At 44.8% G+C, this 19,950-nt stretch carries 18 protein-coding genes; 2 read left to right on the top strand and 16 right to left on the bottom strand.

What is annotated here, in order from left to right; genetic code table 11:
- Positions 1–101: 101 nt before the first annotated feature.
- A complete protein-coding gene (locus G632_RS19910) occupies positions 102–1,817 on the bottom strand; it encodes a methyl-accepting chemotaxis protein (protein WP_022769466.1) in 1,716 nt (571 codons plus the stop codon).
- 235 nt (positions 1,818–2,052) lie between these two features.
- Between G632_RS19910 and G632_RS0111935 the strand changes: the two genes are divergently transcribed.
- Entirely contained in the window at positions 2,053–3,348 is a 1,296-nt protein-coding gene (locus G632_RS0111935; protein WP_022769465.1) for an adenylosuccinate synthase, read from the top strand.
- 77 nt (positions 3,349–3,425) lie between these two features.
- Here G632_RS0111935 and G632_RS0111930 read toward each other — a convergent pair whose 3' ends face one another.
- The 4 genes from G632_RS0111930 to G632_RS0111915 all read right to left on the bottom strand — a co-directional run bounded on the left by G632_RS0111930 (position 3,426) and on the right by G632_RS0111915 (position 7,697).
- Positions 3,426–3,677: a hypothetical protein gene (locus tag G632_RS0111930; protein ID WP_022769464.1), complete on the bottom strand. Its 252-nt coding sequence runs from the start codon at positions 3,675–3,677 to the stop codon at positions 3,426–3,428.
- 205 nt (positions 3,678–3,882) lie between these two features.
- The gene (locus tag G632_RS0111925) at positions 3,883–4,623 is read right to left on the bottom strand and encodes a hypothetical protein (RefSeq protein ID WP_022769462.1); all 741 of its coding nucleotides are present in this window, start codon (positions 4,621–4,623) and stop codon (positions 3,883–3,885) included.
- A gap of 25 nt (positions 4,624–4,648) precedes the next feature.
- Positions 4,649–6,304 carry a sensor domain-containing phosphodiesterase gene (locus G632_RS0111920; RefSeq protein WP_022769461.1) on the bottom strand — a complete coding sequence of 552 codons (1,656 nt, stop codon included), beginning with the start codon at positions 6,302–6,304 and terminating at the stop codon, positions 4,649–4,651.
- 19 nt (positions 6,305–6,323) lie between these two features.
- Positions 6,324–7,697 carry a sensor domain-containing diguanylate cyclase gene (locus G632_RS0111915; RefSeq protein WP_022769459.1) on the bottom strand — a complete coding sequence of 458 codons (1,374 nt, stop codon included), beginning with the start codon at positions 7,695–7,697 and terminating at the stop codon, positions 6,324–6,326.
- Positions 7,698–7,830: 133 nt separating this feature from the next.
- On the opposite strand from G632_RS0111915, the gene G632_RS0111910 reads away from it, so the two are divergent.
- Entirely contained in the window at positions 7,831–8,952 is a 1,122-nt protein-coding gene (locus G632_RS0111910; protein WP_022769458.1) for a cation diffusion facilitator family transporter, read from the top strand.
- Here the strand turns inward: G632_RS0111910 and G632_RS0111905 are convergent.
- From G632_RS0111905 to G632_RS0111855, 11 genes are all read right to left on the bottom strand, one after another.
- Complete coding sequence (locus G632_RS0111905) at positions 8,949–11,342, bottom strand: alpha-galactosidase (RefSeq protein ID WP_022769457.1); 2,394 nt, start codon at positions 11,340–11,342, stop codon at positions 8,949–8,951. The genes G632_RS0111910 and G632_RS0111905 overlap by 4 nt on opposite strands.
- Positions 11,343–11,362: 20 nt before the next feature.
- Positions 11,363–11,923: a TetR/AcrR family transcriptional regulator gene (locus G632_RS0111900; protein WP_022769455.1), complete on the bottom strand. Its 561-nt coding sequence runs from the start codon at positions 11,921–11,923 to the stop codon at positions 11,363–11,365.
- Positions 11,924–11,953: 30 nt separating this feature from the next.
- Complete coding sequence (locus G632_RS0111895; RefSeq protein WP_022769454.1) at positions 11,954–13,432, bottom strand: aminoacyl-histidine dipeptidase; 1,479 nt, start codon at positions 13,430–13,432, stop codon at positions 11,954–11,956.
- Positions 13,433–13,547: 115 nt separating this feature from the next.
- Entirely contained in the window at positions 13,548–13,904 is a 357-nt protein-coding gene (gene rplT, locus G632_RS0111890) for a 50S ribosomal protein L20 (protein ID WP_013280184.1), read from the bottom strand.
- Between the two features lie 60 nt (positions 13,905–13,964).
- A complete protein-coding gene (rpmI, locus tag G632_RS0111885; protein WP_022764511.1) occupies positions 13,965–14,162 on the bottom strand; it encodes a 50S ribosomal protein L35 in 198 nt (65 codons plus the stop codon).
- A gap of 100 nt (positions 14,163–14,262) precedes the next feature.
- The gene (gene infC, locus G632_RS0111880; RefSeq protein WP_026512554.1) at positions 14,263–14,787 is read right to left on the bottom strand and encodes a translation initiation factor IF-3; all 525 of its coding nucleotides are present in this window, start codon (positions 14,785–14,787) and stop codon (positions 14,263–14,265) included.
- 174 nt (positions 14,788–14,961) lie between these two features.
- A complete protein-coding gene (locus G632_RS19905; RefSeq protein WP_022769452.1) occupies positions 14,962–15,840 on the bottom strand; it encodes a 4Fe-4S binding protein in 879 nt (292 codons plus the stop codon).
- The gene (locus G632_RS22170; RefSeq protein WP_022769451.1) at positions 15,833–15,979 is read right to left on the bottom strand and encodes a CD1871A family CXXC motif-containing protein; all 147 of its coding nucleotides are present in this window, start codon (positions 15,977–15,979) and stop codon (positions 15,833–15,835) included. Before G632_RS22170 ends, G632_RS19905 begins: the two co-directional genes overlap by 8 nt.
- A 14-nt stretch (positions 15,980–15,993) precedes the next feature.
- Positions 15,994–16,605, bottom strand: a complete 612-nt coding sequence (locus tag G632_RS19900) for a TlpA disulfide reductase family protein (protein WP_022769449.1) — start codon at positions 16,603–16,605, stop codon at positions 15,994–15,996.
- A 1,238-nt stretch (positions 16,606–17,843) separates the two neighbouring features.
- Positions 17,844–18,893 carry an ABC transporter substrate-binding protein gene (locus G632_RS0111860; protein WP_022769448.1) on the bottom strand — a complete coding sequence of 350 codons (1,050 nt, stop codon included), beginning with the start codon at positions 18,891–18,893 and terminating at the stop codon, positions 17,844–17,846.
- A 16-nt stretch (positions 18,894–18,909) separates the two neighbouring features.
- Entirely contained in the window at positions 18,910–19,950 is a 1,041-nt protein-coding gene (locus G632_RS0111855; RefSeq protein WP_022769446.1) for an ABC transporter permease subunit, read from the bottom strand.

Raw genomic sequence — 19,950 nt, 5'->3', positions numbered from 1 at the left:
AATTATACACTCGGAGGTAAACAATGATAAGACAAAACCCCTCGCGCAGGAGCAGGGCCATACGCAAAGGGCCTTTTAGTGTCTTATAAAGGCTGATCTTATCAGCCGTTTATTGTGAATTGTCCGATCAGATTATTCAGTGACTCTGACTGCTCAGAAAGCTCTAAGGATACTGCACTGGACTCCTCTGCTGTAGCAGAATTGCTCTGAACTACATTGGATATCATCTCGATTCCTCTGTCGATCTCGTCCATGCTCTGAGCCTGCTGCTCTGCAAGATCTCCGGTCTCTACGATCATCTGAGTGATCTCCTCGACACTGTTTCTCATTGCATCAAGAGCCTCTGTGGTCTCAGCCACTACTGAATTTCCGTTACTGATCTCATCCATGGTATCAGCGATGAGCTGATGTGTATTCTTAGCTGCTTCACTACTCTGATCAGCAAGCTTTCCGATCTGATCCGCAACAACCGCAAAGCCTTTTCCTGTCTCACCCGCTCTTGCTGCCTCGATGGAAGCATTGAGGGCAAGGAGTGATGTCTGCTTGGCAATTGCTTCGATGGAATTGGTTACCTGCTCGATCTCTGCAGAAGCTTCTGTGATCCTGGTCATGGCATCCGTTACAAGATGCATCTTACGGGCACTCATGTCTGCATTATCCATTACTTCCGTTGCCATGCTCTTACTCTTTTCGGCAACTTCAGCAAGCTGCTTGGTCTGTTCTGTAATTGAATTTACTGAAGCTGTAAGTTCTTCTACTGCAGCTGCCTGATCTGTGGCACCCTCTGCAAGGTCCGATGCACCCTGGGACATGTTGCTTGCTCCCTGGGATACCTGGCTTGAAGAATTCTTAACCTCAAGAAGTGTGCTTGAGAGATTCTCTGAAATATCAGCGAAGGCATTTTTTATTGCTTCGTAGTCTCCGATGTACAGTTCTTCGTTCTGTGAGCCGGTGGAGAAATCACCTCCGGACATTCTCCTCAGGGTTTCATCAATGTCTTTTACAATACTCTCGATAACCGTTGTGGATTCCTGAAGATCACCTGCCAGCTTGCCGAGCTCATCCTCTGAGTCTGTCTGGATATTGACCTCCAGTTTACCCTTAGCCATATCATCAGCTGCGGCTGTGATGGCACTTATAGGTCCAAGGATGCCCTTGGTAAGAGCTCCTCTTGCATTCCTTGAATACATAAGAGCATAGATAACAATTCCAAGTGCAATGAGTGTCATTACGCTGACCATTACAAGGGATAGCATATATGCTTTCTTGGCTTCAGCCTTGGCTGAGAGTCCTATCTCTTTAAAATCCTTTACAACTACTTTGATGGCTTCATTTACGGTGCCAACATAGTATGCATAAATCTCTTCCCTGGGAGCTCCGGAGTTCATCAGCTCTTTTAACTTCTCATCTGCGCTATCAATGTCTGCAACATGAGCACGGGCTGTAGAAAGATCTCCCTTATACACTTTTGCAAGTGTATCAAGACCATCATTCATTTCATCGATCTTCTCCTGAGCACCTGCAAGCTGCTCGTCTCTGTCCGCAGCATCAACAGCGTTCATAGCCCAGAGATAGTACTTGGCAAGAGCCTGGATCGTGATCCTTATTTCGCCCTGCTGACTGTTCTGCTCATAATAAACCTTGTATATATTTCCGAGATTGCTAACGGCCACAAGGTCAATTATAAAAATTACCACAAAGATAACTATTAAATTGTTTCGGAAATTGTTGAATACTTTTTTGAACTTATCTGCGACAGAAAGTCTTTTGAAACCTTCGCCGCCAAACTCACTTGACTTAGCACCTGTCTTTGCCATAAGGGTCCTCCTGATATATCGGGGAAAAGAAATTGTCAACAATCTGTACTTTATATTTTAAACGATATTACGTCAAATGAATCTTAATATTGTATAAATATTTATAAAATAAAGAAAAAACATAAACATTTCAGTCACTTTTGCAACTTTCGTTTTACTTCTTCGCGTTAATAGGATATATTTATATGTGGTTTGAAACATAGTTTCTATATAAGTAATGAGGAGGCTTTCTATTATGGTAAAAGCTGTTGTAGGTGCCAACTGGGGAGACGAGGGAAAAGGTAAGATCACAGATACCCTCGCGGACAAGGCGGACGTAGTTATCCGTTTCCAAGGCGGTGCCAATGCTGGACACACAATTGTAAACGACTATGGCAAATTTGCACTTCACACAATGCCCTCAGGCGTTTTCCACCAGCACATTATGAATATCATCGGTAACGGTGTTGCCTTTGATATCACAAAGTTCATGAAAGAGCTTAATGAGATCACATCAAAGGGCGTTCCGATGCCACAGATCATGATCTCTGACAGAGTACAGGTCATGATGCCCTATCACGTACTCTTCGATACACTTGAGGAGGCAAGACTTGCAGGTAAGAGCTTTGGCTCAACCAAGTCAGGTATCGCTCCCTTCTATTCAGATAAGTTTGCTAAGATCGGCTGGCAGATAAACGAGTTCTTCCAGGATGATGATGTTATCAAAGAGAAGATCGCAAGGATCGCAGAGATCAAGGATGTTCTTCTTGTTAATCTCTATCACTCAGATCCTATCGATCAGGAAGCTCTCTTTAATCAGATCGTTGAATGGAGAGATCAGGTTAAAGAGTATGTTGGAAATGTATCTCTTTATCTTGATGAGGCAATCAAGGAAGGAAAGACAATTCTCCTTGAGGGTCAGCTCGGAACCATGAAGGATCCCGACCACGGAATCTATCCTATGGTTACAAGTTCTTCACCTCTTGCAGCATATGGTGCGATTGGTGCAGGTATTCCACCTTACGAGATCAAGCAGATCGTTACTGTATCCAAGGCTTATTCATCAGCTGTAGGAGCAGGTGCTTTCGTATCAGAGCTCTTTGGTGATGAAGCTGAAGAACTCAGAAGACGCGGTGGTGACGGCGGCGAGTACGGCGCAACAACCGGACGTCCCAGAAGAGTTGGCTGGTATGACTGCGTAGCAAGTAAGTACGGCTGCAGACTTCAGGGCACAACAGATGTTGCCTTCACAGTACTTGACGTTTTAGGATACCTTGATGAGATTCCTGTATGCGTTGGCTACGACATTGACGGAGAGGTTACAACAGAGTTCCCTGTAACTCACCTCCTTGACAAGGCAAAGCCCGTGTTTGAAACTCTTCCCGGATGGAAATGCGACATCAGAGGAATCAAGAACTACGAAGATCTCCCTGAGAACTGCAGAAAGTACATCGAGTTCATCGAAGATCACATCGGCTATCCTATCACAATGGTAAGTAACGGCCCTGCAAGAACAGATATCATCTACAGAGAGAGCAAGCTCTCCAAGTAAATAAGCAAAAATAAGGGAAGGTACCTTTTAAAGGTCCTTCCCATTTTTTATTCTGTATTCAGTTGTGCTCTTAAGGTTTATACTGCTCTTACCTTAACGTAAGCAACTGCTTTCTTTTCCTCAGCGTGTACAGTTTTGCGAACCAGTGTTGAGCTGTGTACTGCATACTCTGATGTCTCGTCTTCATCCACCATACTTCCGGCTCCAAGAAGGTCTAGCGCCTTGAACTTGCCGTATGAAAGGTTCTGCTCCTTTGCCTTGATTGCGTCTGCCATGATTGCGATGCTGCTCTGGCTAACTTTGTGTCTGCTCTTTGCGGAACGTCTCATATTCAATTCCTCCATCTCATAAGAAATATGATTTTAAATGAAATGACCGGTGAAATAAAAAGGCCCCTCAACCCTTAACTTTTCACAATAAAATTTCATTTAATGGGTACATTATATCTCTTATACCCCCTAAAAGATAGAGAATAAGCCACACTTTTTTACGTTAAACCATTAAAAGTTTATAAAGTGGTTTAGACTTTTTTTATTATTTCTGCACCTTGATCCTGTCGTCTCCCGCCAGATACCGCAGCAGTGCTGCTCTTGCGTGTTCTTTGTCGCTTGCTTCCACGCTGACGGTGAATCTGTAGGTGTGTTTCTTAACACCGTCCTCCTGCCTCTTTTGCTCCGCTTCGGCAAGAGACCTGTCCCTGGTATCTTCACTTGTCATCTCCATGATATCTTCGATGGCAAACTTTCGAAATTCCTCCTTGTGTTTCTCATCATCAGCCAGATATTTGTCTATGAGAGAAAGAGTATTTCCAAGGTTTAGGTAATCCCCGTGGAGGAAGGACTCCATATCCAGGATTTCCTGCCTGTTATCATTTACATCCTCCTGCCAGTGAAGCTCTTTTTCAACAAGCTCTTTTGTATTGGATTTATATTCCAGCTGCCAGTCCATGATGTACCATTTCCAGATCTGAAGCCTCTTTCTGTTTACATCATCATCAGAAAGTTCCGACATCTTCTGGCAGGCATGTCTTGTGCCTCTTGCCACAAGCTCTTTTGTCGTATCAGAGACTACATAGGTCCTGCTGGCAGTAACCTGGCTCTTCTTGGTATTCTCGGTTGTAAGTTCCAGTTCATCATCGGATACTCTGCGAAGGAAGAGCGTATAGTCCCCGTTGCGCGCAATAACAACAGGCCTTTCAAGGAGTACGGAATTCTTGAACTCCTCAAAAGACTTAAGCACATCATTATCTTGTACGAAACGAAACAACCTGCTCATCTATTCCTCCGGCTGCAGGACTTACTTACTGTCCAAGCAGCTCAAGTTTCTTAAAATCTTCTATTCTGCAAGGTCTACCATAGTAGTAACCCATAAGCTCAGATACAGGATACTGCCTTGCAATTGCATCTGTCGCCTGATCCTCTATGCCGGAAAAGCACGTTCTAATACCCAGTCTGTGGGTAAAAGAGGTGATGGATTCGATCATGTATTTGACGGTGAGGTTATCTGCAACCACTCCTGTAAGAGCCGGCGAGAGGTTCACGATATCAACCGGAAGACTCTTAACCATATCAAGAGCCGAGAAGCTCGAACAATCAACTCCAATCTTGATGCCACAGGACTTCATGAACTCGATCTGACTCTTTAAGTGCTCCATGGAGAGCTGTCTGCTGCTGGACTGGCTCATCTCAAGGCAGATACCTGTTGCAGGGTAACCTGTCTTTCTAAGGATATCAAGGAGAGTTGTTCTGAACTCGGATCTCTCAAGCTGCATGAATGCAAGGTTTACACTTACATAGAAATCCTTGTTGTTCTTTCTGATCTCAAGGGCATCCGTGAGTGCCTTCTCTAAAATCCAATTACCCAGCGAATAGAACACCGGATCCTGTTCAAGCCAGGGCACAAATTCAGAAGGAAGCACCTCTCCATATGGTTCCTTGCTCCATCTTACAAAGACTTCCATTCCTACAAGTTTACCGCCCACAGAGGATACTCTTGGCTGATACTCAAGGTGGAACCCTTCAAAGTTATTTAAAACGCTGTTTCTGACTGCGTCTACAAGCTCAATACTGCTCTTATTGTTATCCAGTGCATCGTTGTGGAAAATAATGAGATTTCCGTGCTTCTGGGTCTTGGAATAATCAAGAGCGTACTTGGCGCTGGTGTAGATTGAATGCTCATCTACGTTATGATCTGTCGAGACGATAACGCCACCTGCAAGCTCTGCTCCTACTTTCTTTTCATCCACCATAAGAGATTCTCTGGCGTAGATTCTCATGCGCCCGTAGAATTTCTTGATCTCTTCTATGTTCATGGAATCCGAAATGAAAGCAAGGGTAGTTCCATCGCCCCTGAAGGCCCTTCCGAGGTTCTTGCCCTCGTCAACCAGCCTTTGGGCTGTTGCTCTTAAAATGGTATTACCCATGGTATAGCCATATCTTCTGTTGATGCCACCAAAGTCAATGTAATTGATCATGAGGATTGAGTACTCTTTCATCTGAGCCTTAAGCTGCCTCATGTAGTTGAGCATCTCATACTGATTTGGCAAAAGAGTTATCGGATCGCTGTTATCAACGATACCTTTATTTATGATAGAGCATGCGTAAAAGACAGGTCTTCCGACATAGTCTTTTATCACAACGCCCCTTGCAGAGCAAATTACATATTCGCCGTTCTTGTTCCTGGCTCTGTACTCAAAGTTGGGATCAACTTTCTGTCCGGAAAAAGCGGCATTAATGTACTCCTTGTACTTGTCTATATCGTCGGGATGGATACGGATCTCCCATACCGAACTTGCATTGTATACATACTCCCCGGTTAAACCGAAATAATCAACAGCATTTGCTGACCACCTGGACACATTCTTTTCCATGTCATATACATAGACATAGCGGCTTCTTGAAGTTACCGCAAAGGTGTCAAAGATTCTGTTGATTGTGTCAAAATTTCCTCCCGCCATTTTACCTTTCTCCGCTTAATTATCTTCCCGATGGCGCATTCCCCGCTCTGCTGCCACCGTTTCTCTGAGCCTTGAAGGCTCTCTTGTTGTGGTACATTGCGTCATCCGCCTTCTTTACAACGTCCTCGAACTTGGCTCCGTCCTCAGGACAACGTGCAAATCCGGCACTAATGGACACCTTAAGGATGATACCGTTGTTAAGGGTTACATCCCTTGCCACATTATGACGCATTCTTTCTATAACGCCCTCATAGAACTGCTTGTCATGAGTTCCATGGATAACTACAACGAACTCATCACCGCCGATACGGAAAGCCTTATCCTTCTCTCTTATACTGTTCTGAAGCCTCTTGGCAACGATGTTAAGGAGCGTATCTCCGGCTTCATGACCATAGGTATCATTGACCTGTTTAAAGTCATTGAGGTCCATAAATATAAGGCCGTATGGAAGCTTCTTTTTGCTGAGCTCTTCCATGTGCTCCTGATAACTTCTGTTGTTGTTGATGTTAGTCAGAGCATCTCTGTAAGAGAGAACTTCAAGTTCCTTGGAATATGCCTTCATCGAAACGTAAGCTGCTGCTGCCAGAGCCGCAAGGACACTGATAACAACTGCGATTGCCAGAGCACCTATTATCTCATAGAGATTCATCCAGCTGCTGGTCGGAGAAATAAGAAGTGTCCAGTAACTGCCACCTACCGTATTTATCATTGACGATACGGGAGATGCCAGCTCTTTTTCTGAATACTCCATGATCATACGGTTCTCACCGGTGATAGGGTTATCACCGAGGAGCTTGTATTCGTAGCCTCCGTCAACCAGGGCTCTTATATTTACATCGGACAAAAAGCTTGAGAGATTGAGTTTAACTGAAGCAAATCCCCAGAAGTTTTCTTCTGATACTTCGCCCATATAGATAGGTCTTCTGAGTATGATGCCGTAGCTTCCGTCGGATAATGTTACAGGCGCCATGATTATTCCAAGTCCGCTCATCTTGCTGTAATCCGCATAGATGCCGTCAACACCGTCGGAAAAGAGATCTTCCCTCTCCGCAATGCCGTTGTCCAGCGGATACTTGTAGCTGACTATCCCACCCGGTGCCAAAGTGATGTCAACTATATCCATGTAGTCGTTGAACACTTCATCGGCGGTAATAGCAAACTTCTCAGGGGTGATACCGTCCTTACTGCTTGAAACTTCAATCTCCAGCATTCGGGTTATATAATCACGCCTCTGGATCTCAGCTTCTATTCTGTCTGCAACAGATTCCGCAATAAACTCAGCCCTTTCCCTTCTGTTGCCTGCTGCAGTTGTAATATATACAATTGCGATCACGGTTGTGATGGCCAGCGCTGCAATAAAGGTTATAAGACCTGCTGTGATGCTCTTTTTCATTTTCGCCCCTCAAAATAAGAAAAATACGCCCATACTCTATTAATTTTATCATATTTTTGTATTATTGTGGTATGACCCATCCAAATCTATGGTACAATTCATAAACAGAAAGTCAATTGTGAGGTAATAGAAAATGGCAGATTCGAAGATAGTTACAAGAGGCAAAGTCATCATCAGAACCAGCATCATCGGCATCGTGGTAAACATACTTCTGGCCGGTTTTAAAATGATAGTAGGCATGATATCCGGCTCCATCGCCATCGTTCTTGATGCAGTCAACAACTTAAGTGATGCCCTCTCATCGGTCATCACAATAATAGGAACTGCTCTTGCAGGCAAGGCTCCCGACAAAAAGCACCCTTACGGATATGGCAGGATTGAGTATTTAAGCGCCATGATCATCTCAATCATCGTGCTCTATGCCGGCATCACATCACTGGTTGAGTCCTGCAAATCAATCCTTCATCCAGAGCCTGCCCAGTACGGCACTGTTACTCTTATCATCGTAGCTGTGGCCGTTGTGGTCAAACTCCTTCTTGGTCAGTTCTTCATAAACACAGGTAAGAAGGTATCCTCAGAATCCCTGGTCGCATCAGGCACCGATGCAAGATTTGACTCCATCATTTCCGCAGCCACACTGCTGGCTGCTTTCATCTTTATATTTACACACCTCTCCGTTGAGGCATACCTCGGAGCCATCATCGCTATCATCATGATAAAGTCAGCTCTTGAAATGTTAAGAGACACCATAAGCGAGATCCTCGGAGAGCGTATTGATTCAGCGGTATCAACAGCAGTCAAGAAGACAATCGTCGATGTCGACGGAGTTCAGGGCGCCTACGATCTGATATTTTCAGACTATGGTCCCGACCGTGTAATGGCATCCGTTCACATCGAGATTCCCGACACCTTCACTGCTGACAAGATTGATGAGATAACAAGAGAAATCCAGGACAGAGTCTATGTGGAGCACAACGTATCCATTATTTCCATCGGTATCTACTCCGTAAATACCAAAGATGACAAGATTACCGAAGTAAGAAACAACGTAAGAAAGATCGTCTCCTCCTTTGACAACGTCCTTCAGATGCACGGATTCTTTGTTGATTTTGAAAAAAAGAACATCCGCTTTGATCTGGTAGTTGATTTCGTACCAAACAAAACGGATGTGTTTAAAAACGCTATAAATGCTGTAAAAGAAGCTTATCCCGACTTCGAAGTCATCGCAAACATGGACGTAAGCTACAGCGATTAAGCTTCTTCAAAGAGATAGAGCCTTGTATCACCGGTCCTCATGATCCTGGTCTCAGGACCGTAGCCGGTTCCTGCAAAGGATCCGTTCAGTGAAAGGCCGCGGCTTTTAAGCGAAGCTCCGGTAGCTGTTTCCTTCTGCTCTTCTCCTGTGAAATTCGTAAACTTATCAATAAGGTGGTGAATGATTCCATCCTGCTTAACATGTACGGGAGCCATGGTATTTACAAGGCTTCCGAAGTCCATTACGCTAAGAGGCACCACTCTGTTGGAAATATTATAAATCTTTGAATCATCAAGGCCAAGAGTCCTTATGCACCTGTAATCACAGTTAGGAGTAGCTTTTTTCTCCACCGCAAAGGCAATGGCCTTTTTCTTATCCCTTGAAACGATCATGTAGCCATCGTCAGGGAGTCTGTAGTAATCACCGAACTGGAAGAGTTTTCTCCACTTCTTGTAGAACTCCACCTGATCTGAAATTATCTTTTTATCAGAGTCATTCATGTCGCAGAGATTGAGCTCATAGCCAAAGCATCCTGCTGCAGCGATCTCAAACCTTGTCTCAAGAGTGGCATTTCCAAGAGTCTGATGGTTAGGGCAGGCTGAAACATGCGCTCCCACAGTACTTGCAGGATATCCGTAGCTGTAGCCTCTCTGGATATCCAGCCTGCAAAAGGCATCTGTATCATCGCTTCCCCAGGTCTGCGGGAAGTAAGAAAGGATACCAAGATCAAACCTGTTTCCGCCGGCAGAACACCCTTCAAAGAGAATATCAGGGAAGCTCTCTGTCAGTTCTTTCATGACCCTGTACAGTCCGATGTAATATCTGTGCTGGAACTCGCCCTGTCTGTCCGCAGCAAGTCCTGTTGAGAAGCGGTCTGAGAATATCCTGTTCATATCCCACTTGACGTAAGAGATCTTCCCTGAGGAAAAGACCTTTTTCATGGAATCTATGATGTAGTCCTGAACTTCGGTTTTTGTAAGGTCAAGGTTTAACTGGAATCTTCCCTTGGTGTGGGCATGCCCCGGAACCATTACAGCCCAGTCGGGATGTGCCTTGTAAAGTTCAGAATCCTCGTTTACCATCTCCGGCTCAACCCAGATTCCAAAGAGCATTCCAAGATCCGATATCTTATCTGCCAGCTCTTTTACGCCGCCGGGCAGCTTTTTCTTATTCTCTTCCCAGTCGCCCAGTGACCTGTGATCATCGTTTCTTTCGCCAAACCAGCCATCGTCCATTACAAAGAGCTCAATTCCGCACTTCTTTGCTTCTTTTGCAAGATTCAAAAGAGAGCCCTGGTTGAAGTTAAAGTAGTTGGCTTCCCAGCTGTTGATGAGGATTGGGCGCTCCTTGTCGCGCCATGAGCCCCTTACCACATGCTTTCTTACAAACTCATGCATACCCATGCTCATTCCGTTAAATCCCTTGCCGGAATAAGCCATAACAGCTTCGGGAGACTCGAGCTTTTCTCCCTTTGAAAGAATCCAGGAAAATCCTGTTGGCTGAATACCCGTAACAAACCTGCTTATGCTGCAGCCGTTTGATGAGAGGGCCTCGTAGTGATTTCCGCTGTAAATAAGGTTAAAGCCGTAGCACTCTCCCTTGTTTTCATCTGCATCAGGACTGCTGACAATAACAAAGGGATTGGATCTTGAACCGGATTCTCCGGCAGCAAGTTCTTCCGAAACCACCTTGCCTGCCTTGCATAAAGACTCTGATTTACCCATTTCATAGGCCCATCTGCCGTGGAAAGAAGTAAATTTAAGTCCTGTCTCATAGAAATCAACAGAGGTGCTAAGAAGTCTCTCAACCCTTATATCGCCTTCTCCGTCGTTTGTAAGGACTGCACTTCTTGTGATCACATCACAGTCGGGAAATACGGTATAGATAAGGTCAAGCTTTGCACCATATCCTTTGTCGGAGAGCTTTACTATAAGCTGCTGTGCGCTGTCTGTATCATCGTAGGAAGATGGAAGGGTCTCTAAAGCTCTTTTACCCTTTCTGATCTCATAGTCGTCAAAGAGCATATCTACCGTGGTATTTCCATCGGGATAGTATAGTTCTATCATAGGCTCTCTGATGTCACCCTTTCCAAAGGATGAAAACTCAAGGCCCAGCATTTCAAGGCAGAGCTTTTCATGCTCATCATCATAGTAGTTCATGTTGCCACCGCCGTTAAAATGCTTGGGAGCCATGGCCTGAACTGTCTTTTCAAGGAGCTCTTTATCTCTACTCTCAAGCTCTATCTCCGTCTTGAGGCGGGCATAGGTCTCCGAAGAAAAGATGGAGCCTCCAAAGTGAATGTGCTCAAGATGACCGGTCTCAGTCTTTCTGAAGATGTAGGATGTGTTTTTGGTCTGTAAAAGAAATATCTGTCCATCAGCGTATATCATTGTTATCCTCCAAATGGCGCTTAGGCGCGAAGTCCGTTCATAATAATATCAATCATGCTGTTGAGGGACTGCTCGTAAGTAACCTGAGTTCCTGCAAGTTCCTGTGTGCTGAGGAACTTCTCGATGGCGCCCTCGATAGTAAGCTTGATAACGGGAATAGGCACTTTCTTGATGTAGCCCTTCTCCATGGCTTCTGCCAGGAGCTTCTCGGTCTCTTCCCAGTCAGTCTCGATCTTGCCGGCAATCCTGCTGTAGACAACAGGGTATTTCTCCCTGAGCTGATAAACCTGCCTGAAGTCGATATTTCTGTAGTTGTCGGGAAGACATACAATGACCTTGGATATCTTATCAATAAGGTCTAAGGAATCGTCTGCAATGATCTCTGCTTCCTTCTGCTTGATGGCAGCAAAGCCATAGTCAACAGTTGCGTAAAAGAGCTCGTCCTTATCATCAAACTCCTTGTAGATGGTCTTTTTGCTGATGTGGAGCTTCTTGGATATGTCATCCATGGTGAACTTCATTCCCTTTTCGTTGAAAAGATCAACAACAGCATCCATTATGCTTTTTCTGATGGTATTCATGTAACGCCTCCTTTTCGACTGTCCTGTTTATCACTTCAAAACTTCTTTTAAGAATTCCCAGACATTGGCTGTAGATTTAACTGAGAGTCTCTCCTTTGGTGAATGGATATCATCCATGTCAGGTCCGATTGAGATGCAGTCAAGGCCACTGATCTTGTCACTTAAGATTCCGCACTCAAGGCCTGCGTGGATTGCTTCAATCCTGGGCTCAGTGCCATACATCTTTTTGTACACAGAAACCATATGCTCTCTGAGGTCAGAATTTGGGTTATACTTCCATCCGGGATAACGGCTGTTGATAACAGTCTCTGCTCCGTAGCCGCCGGATATGAGTTCAAGCTTTCTAAGAAGATTTTCCTTGGAAGTCTCAACGCTACTTCTTACTGACTGCTCCAGTATTACACGGTTTTCTTCTGTACTCAGAACGCCAAGGTTAAGAGATGTCTCAACAAGTCCCTCTACGGAAGCGCTCATGGCCTGTACTCCATCAGGCATTACGGCAATGAGTGAGACCACCTTTAAGGAATCTTCTACAGTTATTGCCATCTCTTCGGTTTCAGGAAGGCTTACGATTTCATCGACGGCAGCTGCATCTTCTGCCTTCTTATTCTGAACGCTGATCATGACATCAGGATCCTTGATCTCGAGCTCTCCCTTGAGGTCATTAAGAGTTCCTGCAAGGCTCTTTACAAATGCTGATGCATCTTCTGCTGCTACAACGATGTCTGCTACTGCTGATGCAGGGATTGCGTTATCGGCAACACCACCGTGCATGTCGATAATTGAAAATTTAGATACGTCACTTGCCTCCAAAAGAGTTCTTGCAAGGATCACGTTGGCGTTTCCTCTTCCGCACTTTATCATCTCTCCTGAGTGACCGCCCTTAAGGCCATCAATCGTTACCTTGAGCTTTATACCCTTGAAAGCCTCCCTCTTAACAGGAAGGTATGAGTAGAATCTTGCTCCACCTGCGCAGCTGGTGATGAACTGTCCCTCAACCTCATTGTCGATGTTGATCATCTTTCTGCCCTTAAGACCTGAGAGGTCAATTGCATTAGCGCCTTCCATTCCTGTCTCTTCATTGGTTGTTATAACAACCTCAAGTGGTGGATGAGGAATGGTCTTTGAATCAAGGAGAGCAAGGCAGTATGCAACTGCGATGCCGTCATCTCCTCCAAGACTGGTGCCCTCTGCCCAGACATATTCTCCGTCTGTTGTGACTCTAAGGCCCTCTGTCTTCATATCAATATTTGCTTTGTCATCCTTAACTGCCACCATATCCATGTGACCCTGAAGGATTACAGGTTCTTTATCCTCGTATCCTACGCTGCCGGGAGCCTTGATTATTACGTTAAGCTCTTTATCCTGAATAACTTCAAGATTTCTCTCCTTTGCAAAAGATACGAGATAGTCGCTGATCTTCTGTACGTTATATGAGCCGTGTGGAATGCTGCACAGCTTCTCAAAAAATGTAAATACTTCCTTTGGCTGTAAATTCTCAAGTGCCATAGTATCGCCTCCGTTTAACATTTGATCAAATAAAAAAGGAATCTGAATTTATATCTTCAGACTCCTTAATTTTACTATTAAAAAACTATTTATTCAATAAAAGTTTCCAATAATATTATGCGATCTTCTCTTTTGCAAGCTCTGCAAGTGTCTTGAATCCATCAGGATCGTTAACTGCAAGCTCAGCAAGCATCTTTCTGTTGATGTCAACACCTGCAAGCTTGAGGCCGTGCATCATGTTGCTGTATGAAAGGCCGTTGATTCTTGCTGCAGCGTTGATACGTGTGATCCAAAGAGATCTCATATCTCTCTTCTTCTGCTTACGTCCAGCGAATGCTGAAGTAAGTGCTCTCATAACAGACTGCTTAGCAACTCTGTACTGCTTTGATCTTGCTCCTCTATAGCCCTTAGCGAGCTTAAGTACTCTATTGTGCTTCTTCTTGGCATTTAATGCGCCTTTAACTCTTGCCATCTTTAAATCCTCCTATAAATAATCAAAAATATACCTGACTTAAGTTTCTTCCTGCAAAGATTATGCGTAAGGAAGAATCTGCTTCATTGTCTTTACATTTGTAGCGTCAACAAGTCCGGCATGTCTAAGATTTCTCTTTCTCTTTGTGGACTTCTTTGTTAAGATGTGGCGCTTATACGCTTTGTTTCTCATGAGCTTTCCTGTGCCTGTAACTTTGAATCTCTTGGCAGCTGCTCTCTTTGTCTTCATCTTCAGCATTGCTATTTCCTCCTATACTCTACGCTTAGTTATGATATACGGATTTCTCTGTATTAACCTATATCATATTTATCTTTAACCAAATATTTCTGGCTAATGATCAGTTCTTTTTCTCGGCAAGGAACATGGTCATTGAACGTCCCTCAACCTTAGGCTGCTTCTCTACAACCGCAACATCCGAAAGTGCCTCTGCAAAATCTGTGAGAATGTGAACGCTGGCTCCCATGTGTGCCATCTCACGTCCGCGGAAACGAAGTGTGATCTTAACTCTGTTTCCTTTCTCAAGGAACTTCTTGGCTGCATTAACTTTAGTGTTCAGATCGTTGGTATCAATGTTGGGAGAAAGTCTGATCTCCTTGATCTCAACAGTCTTCTGTTTCTTACGAGCTTCCTTCTCTTTACGAAGCTGCTCATACTTGAACTTACCATAGTCAACTACTCTGCAAACAGGTGGCTTAGCAGTTGGAGCTATCATGACAAGGTCAACACCCTCGTCTTCTGCGATCTTCCTGGCGTCTGCAATAGGCATAACTCCAAGCTGATCTCCCTCAATACCAATTACACGGACCTCTTTAGCTCTGATCTGTTCGTTAATAAATAACTCGCTAATGGCTTTACCCTCCAAAAATGAATAAAAAATGGATACATTCGCAAATGTATCCACTGATGATCAATTACAGAATCCTCGCCCCAGGCTTAGATTTGAAAAGATATTAACCGCTACTGGCCAAGCCGCAGGGTGAGAGTGGATACTCTGCTTTGTTTTCAAACACTGATATAATTTAACATAACCGTCAGGCTATGTCAACACTTTTTTCTTTTTTTCGATTACATTAAACTTCAGCGCACTCTTTGGGCAGGCTTTAACACACTCGCCACACCTGATACATTCCGCGCTGTTTGGGCTCTTTATGGGATTCACATTCATCTTGCAGGTTCTGGAACATGTTCCGCAATTTACACACGCATTTTCGTCAAAAGACATCTTGAGAAGGCTCACCTTCTGGAACAGGGAATAGAATGCTCCGAGAGGACACATATACTTGCAGAAAGGCCTGTAAATAAAGATTGAAGCCAGTATGCAGGCAATAAGTATAGTCAGCTTCCAGTTAAAGAGTGCTCCCAGTGCAGATCTTATGGATTTGTCCAGAAGCACAAGGGGAAGACCTGCTTCCAGCGTTCCTACAGGGCATATATATTTGCAGAAGAACGGATCTCCTGTACCAAGACTTGTCCTGTAAAAGAACGGAAGTGCAAATACAAACAGGAAGAGGAACACATATTTAAGATATCTTAAGGGTCTGTCTACTTTCTCCGGAATTCTGATCTTCGGTGTAGGGATCATGTAGAGAAGCTCCTCTATCAGGCCAAAGAGACAGAGCCATCCGCAGATGAGACGTCCGACCAGTAGTCCTATTGCAGCGAGATAACCAACTACATAAAAGGCAAATTTTCTTTTCCTGCCATCGAAGATGGACTGCATGGCTCCGATGGGGCATGCTCCCAAAGCCCCCGGACAGGAATAGCAGTTCATTCCCGGAATGCAGAAGTTCTTAAGGGGGCCTTTATAGATTGAGGCAGTAAGGAAACCTTTGAAATAGCCATTTGTAAGGATTCCCCAGCCGGCCTGGATGCTTTTTCTTATTATTTTGTGTTTCTTCAAGCCATTATCAGCCAATTCCAATACACTCCATGCATATGCTGGTTGCTTTTTTACCCACGGTACTTGCTTCTCCCCTGCTGATGCCAAATATGCAGGAAACAATGGCAAGTAAGAGGAGGATCAGCGTCACGTAAGTCGGCAGAGTCTTTTTCATAATGACCTCTCTTATTATTCCTGTGAAAGATACATGTTGATAACATCTTCCCATTCAACGCTGGTCTTGCTTCCTATCTCAGCGTTTCCCAGTACATTGCCCTCTGAGTCGAGGAAATATGTTGTCGGAACATACTGGAGCCCTATTTCCATCATGAGCTGCGACGGAGCCACAAGAACAGGGTAGGTAACTCCCGTATCTTCTATAATTGACCTGGCGTCATCTATTATTCTCTCGTCATAGTTCCCGTACATATCGTATACATCACAGGTTAGACCCACAATCTCAAAGCCTTTATCCTTGTACCTTCGCTCAATCTCACCCAAGGCCGGCATCTCTGAAATACATGGTCCGCAGAAGGTTCCCCAGATATTGATCATGGTGAGCTTGTTACCCTTTACGTAATCTGCAAGCGCCACATCATTGAGATCCAGATCTTTGACTGTGTAGTTTACAAGGCCATCCTCGGGAGAAATAATCTCCGTGGTCTGCTCAGTAGCCTGAATCTCCACATTCCGAGTATCTGCCGTCTGCTGATCTATTGATGGCTGTTCGCTCTTTCCGCATCCTGATATTATGCAAAATGAAAGTGTGGCTGCCAATAGCACCACCGCTGCTTTCCTCATATATCCCGTCCTCCATGGTTTTGAATAATTATACCATGTTCCACTGTGGGATTCTATGAGTCACCGGGGAGTCACCGGGGACGTTTCACTTTGACTCATTTTGAGTCAGTGGGGACGTTTCACTTTGACTCATTTTTTACGTCCTCCGGAATCGGATCAGAGGAGCATTTTTCTTCATGAGTTTTTTACCTGTCAATTCGCCAAGAATGTACCATCCTGCCATAAACTATGGCTTGGAAAAAGAGCTTGTGCAAGCTTTTTACCTGTCAATCTACCAAGAAAGTTACTCCCTGCCATAAATTCAGGCTTGGAAAAAGATCTTGTACAAGCTTTTTACCTGTCAATCTACCAAGAAAGTTCCTTCCTGCCATAAATTCAGGCTTGGAAAAAGATCTTATGCCTACTTTTTACCTGTCAATCCACCTAAAAAGCACCTCTCTGCCACAATCCAAAGCAGAGGTTTGGCTAAAGTGTCTACTTGCCTAAATCTGTGGCAAAAGCGTACTCTATCTCCTCAGGGACATGAGAAAAGCTTGCACAAGATGTTTCATCTGGCCTATATTTGTGGCAAATGTGCACTCTATCGCCTCCGGGACATGAGAAAAGCTTGCACAAGACGTTTCATCTGGCCTATATCTGTGGCAAATGTATACTCTATCGCATCCGGGACATGAGAAAAGCTTGCACAAGATGTTTCATCTGGCCTATATTTGTGGCAAATGTGTACTCTATCGCATCCGGGACATGAGAAAAGCTTGCACAAGATGTTTCATCTGGCCTAAATCTGTGGCAAAAGCGTACTCTATTGTCTCCGGGGCATGAGAAAAGCTAGCACAAGAGGCTTCATCCAGCCTATATCTGTGGCAAATGTGCACTCTATCGCATCCGGGACATGAAAACACCGGTTGCGCCTGGATGCATCTTCTATCCAGCCCCTTTTAATCGGCCCGCCTTAGTGACCGATCGTTCACATAGATACCGGAGTCAAGGGACAGTACGCTGGGCGCCGCCCTTTGGCGCTCGGGCAGCCATTGACTCCGGTATATATGTGAACTACAATCTCGTGGCGGCGGGCTGATAAAACAAAAAAGATGTGGCAAAAGCACTCTTTTACCACATCTTCTGCAATTATAAGTCAAAAGAACCGTCCCCCCTGACTCATTGCGCGCAATGAGTCAATCTGAAACGTCCCCAGTGTCTCAAAGTGAGTCAAACTGAAACGTCCCCGGTGACTCACATTAGTATTCTCTTTCAACTTTGTAGGTCTTGTCGTCTACTACGATGGCGTCGACACCCGGAACTGAGCTAAAGAGCATCTCGTCAACGTAGTTGAATTTCTCGGGAGTCTCGCCTATCTTGAGAACTTCGATAAGGGCTCTAACTCTTGGTCCGTGAAGTGGGTTACACTCAGCGATGCAGGAGATCTTGCCCTGTCTTGCGTAGTCAAGGGCCGTCTCGTTGACACCGTCAAAGGATACAACCATGATCTCGCCATTTTGAATGTTGGGGCCGGCTTTTCTTCCGGCGCTCTCGATGGCATCAATGGCGCCGATGGCCATGTTGTCATTCTCGCAGTAGACCACGTTTATGTTATCGAACCTCTTTAGAAGAGCTCCCATAACTTCTCTTCCTCTGTTCTCGGTAAAGTCTCCGCTCACCTCTGCCATGAGGTCCCAGCCGTTGTCTCTTGCTGCGTTTGCAAGGCCCCTGGTTCTGCCTATCTGAGCCGTTGAACCGATGTTACCCTGAATGTTAACTATGTGGAGATCCTCAGGTGCGATTCCCTTGCTCTCGGTATAAGCCTTGATCCAGGCTGCCATCTTTTTTCCCTCAAGCTCAAAGTCGGAACCGACCCAGCAGGAATAGAGATTTTTATCTGCTGTGTTTACTCTTCTGTCAACAAGAATAACGGGAATGCCGGCTTCTCTGGCTTCTCCCAGCACGGTCTCCCAACCGTCCTCCGTAGAAGGTGCAAGAACTATGTAGTCCACCTCCTGCTGGATAAACATCCTGATGGCAGTGATCTGGTTTGCCTGTTTCTGCTGACCGTTTTTGTAGATCAGATTGTAGCCGGCTTCTTCCGTAAAGGCACTTAACATGGAGTCTGTGTTTGCACTTCGCCAGTCCGATTCTGCCCCCAACTGAGAGAAGCCGACGGTAACGAGATCGTCGGCTTTTGGGGTTTCTAATATTTCTTCCGCATTTTCGGAAGGAATGCTACTCCCGCAACCGGCCAGAATAGCCGGTATCAGGAGCAGCAAAGGTATCAGTTTAAAAAATCTTTTCATGTTCCCTTAATTATCCTCAGGCCTTGATAGCTTTCTTTTTCTGAGCCATAACTACGCTCTGGATAAGAAGGAAGATGCAGAGCATTGCTGCAATGGTGATACCTGTCCACCATGCTTCGTCAAGTCCTGCAGAGGCAACGATGTTCTGAATGGTGCTAAGTGAAAGAACACCAAAGAACGTTCCGATAATGTTGCCGACACCACCGGTTAAGAGTGTTCCGCCGATGATGGAGGAAGCAATTGCGTTCATCTCCATACCCATGGCATGGCTTGCAGATCCTGATCCTACATGAAGGAAATATACATATCCTCCGATGCCTGCCAGTGTAGAGCAGATAAGGTGTGACAGGAACTTGGTCCTTCTTACGTTTATACCCATCATTAGAGCGCTCTGCTTGTTTCCGCCAACTGCATAAAAGCTCCTTCCAAGCTTGGTCCATCTGAGCACTACAAATAATAATATCACAAGTACAAGGGCCACAATAACACCAATTTCAATATATGCGGGAACATATATGCCTTTTTTGTTGTAGGAACCAAGGAAAGGTACGTTTACACGTGTGTCCTTAAGGGCTATGAAAGCCTGATTCTCTACATTGAAAGGTGCTGTATTAACTATGGTTGTCATACCTCTTGCAAAAAACATTCCGGCGAGAGATACGATGAACGGCTGAATATCAAGTACAGCAACCAAAAAGCCCTGTACAAGTCCATAAGCAACTCCGATACCGATGGCTATAAGCACTGAAACCAGAAGGCTTGGCGAATCTGTTTTATCCAGATATACTGCGCAGCACATTGATACAAGAGCTACAACACCGCCCACGGAAATATCGATTCCGCCTGAGATCATTACAATACTCATACCACAGGCTGTAATGATAAGTGCCGCATTGGCATTCAAGATGTTAAAGAACATCTGAGGCTTTGAGAATCCGCCTCCCTGAAACAGCACTGCTCCGATATACATCAGGAAGAATATAACAATGGTGATGGTAAGAAGCAGGCTCGTATCATTCATCTTGTTAAAGATACTTACTTTGTTTTTCTCTTTCAT

The sequence above is a fragment of the Butyrivibrio sp. NC2007 genome (assembly GCF_000421405.1).
Taxonomy (GTDB): Bacteria; Bacillota; Clostridia; order Lachnospirales; family Lachnospiraceae; genus Butyrivibrio.
This window is presented reverse-complemented; position numbering and strand designations above follow the sequence as displayed.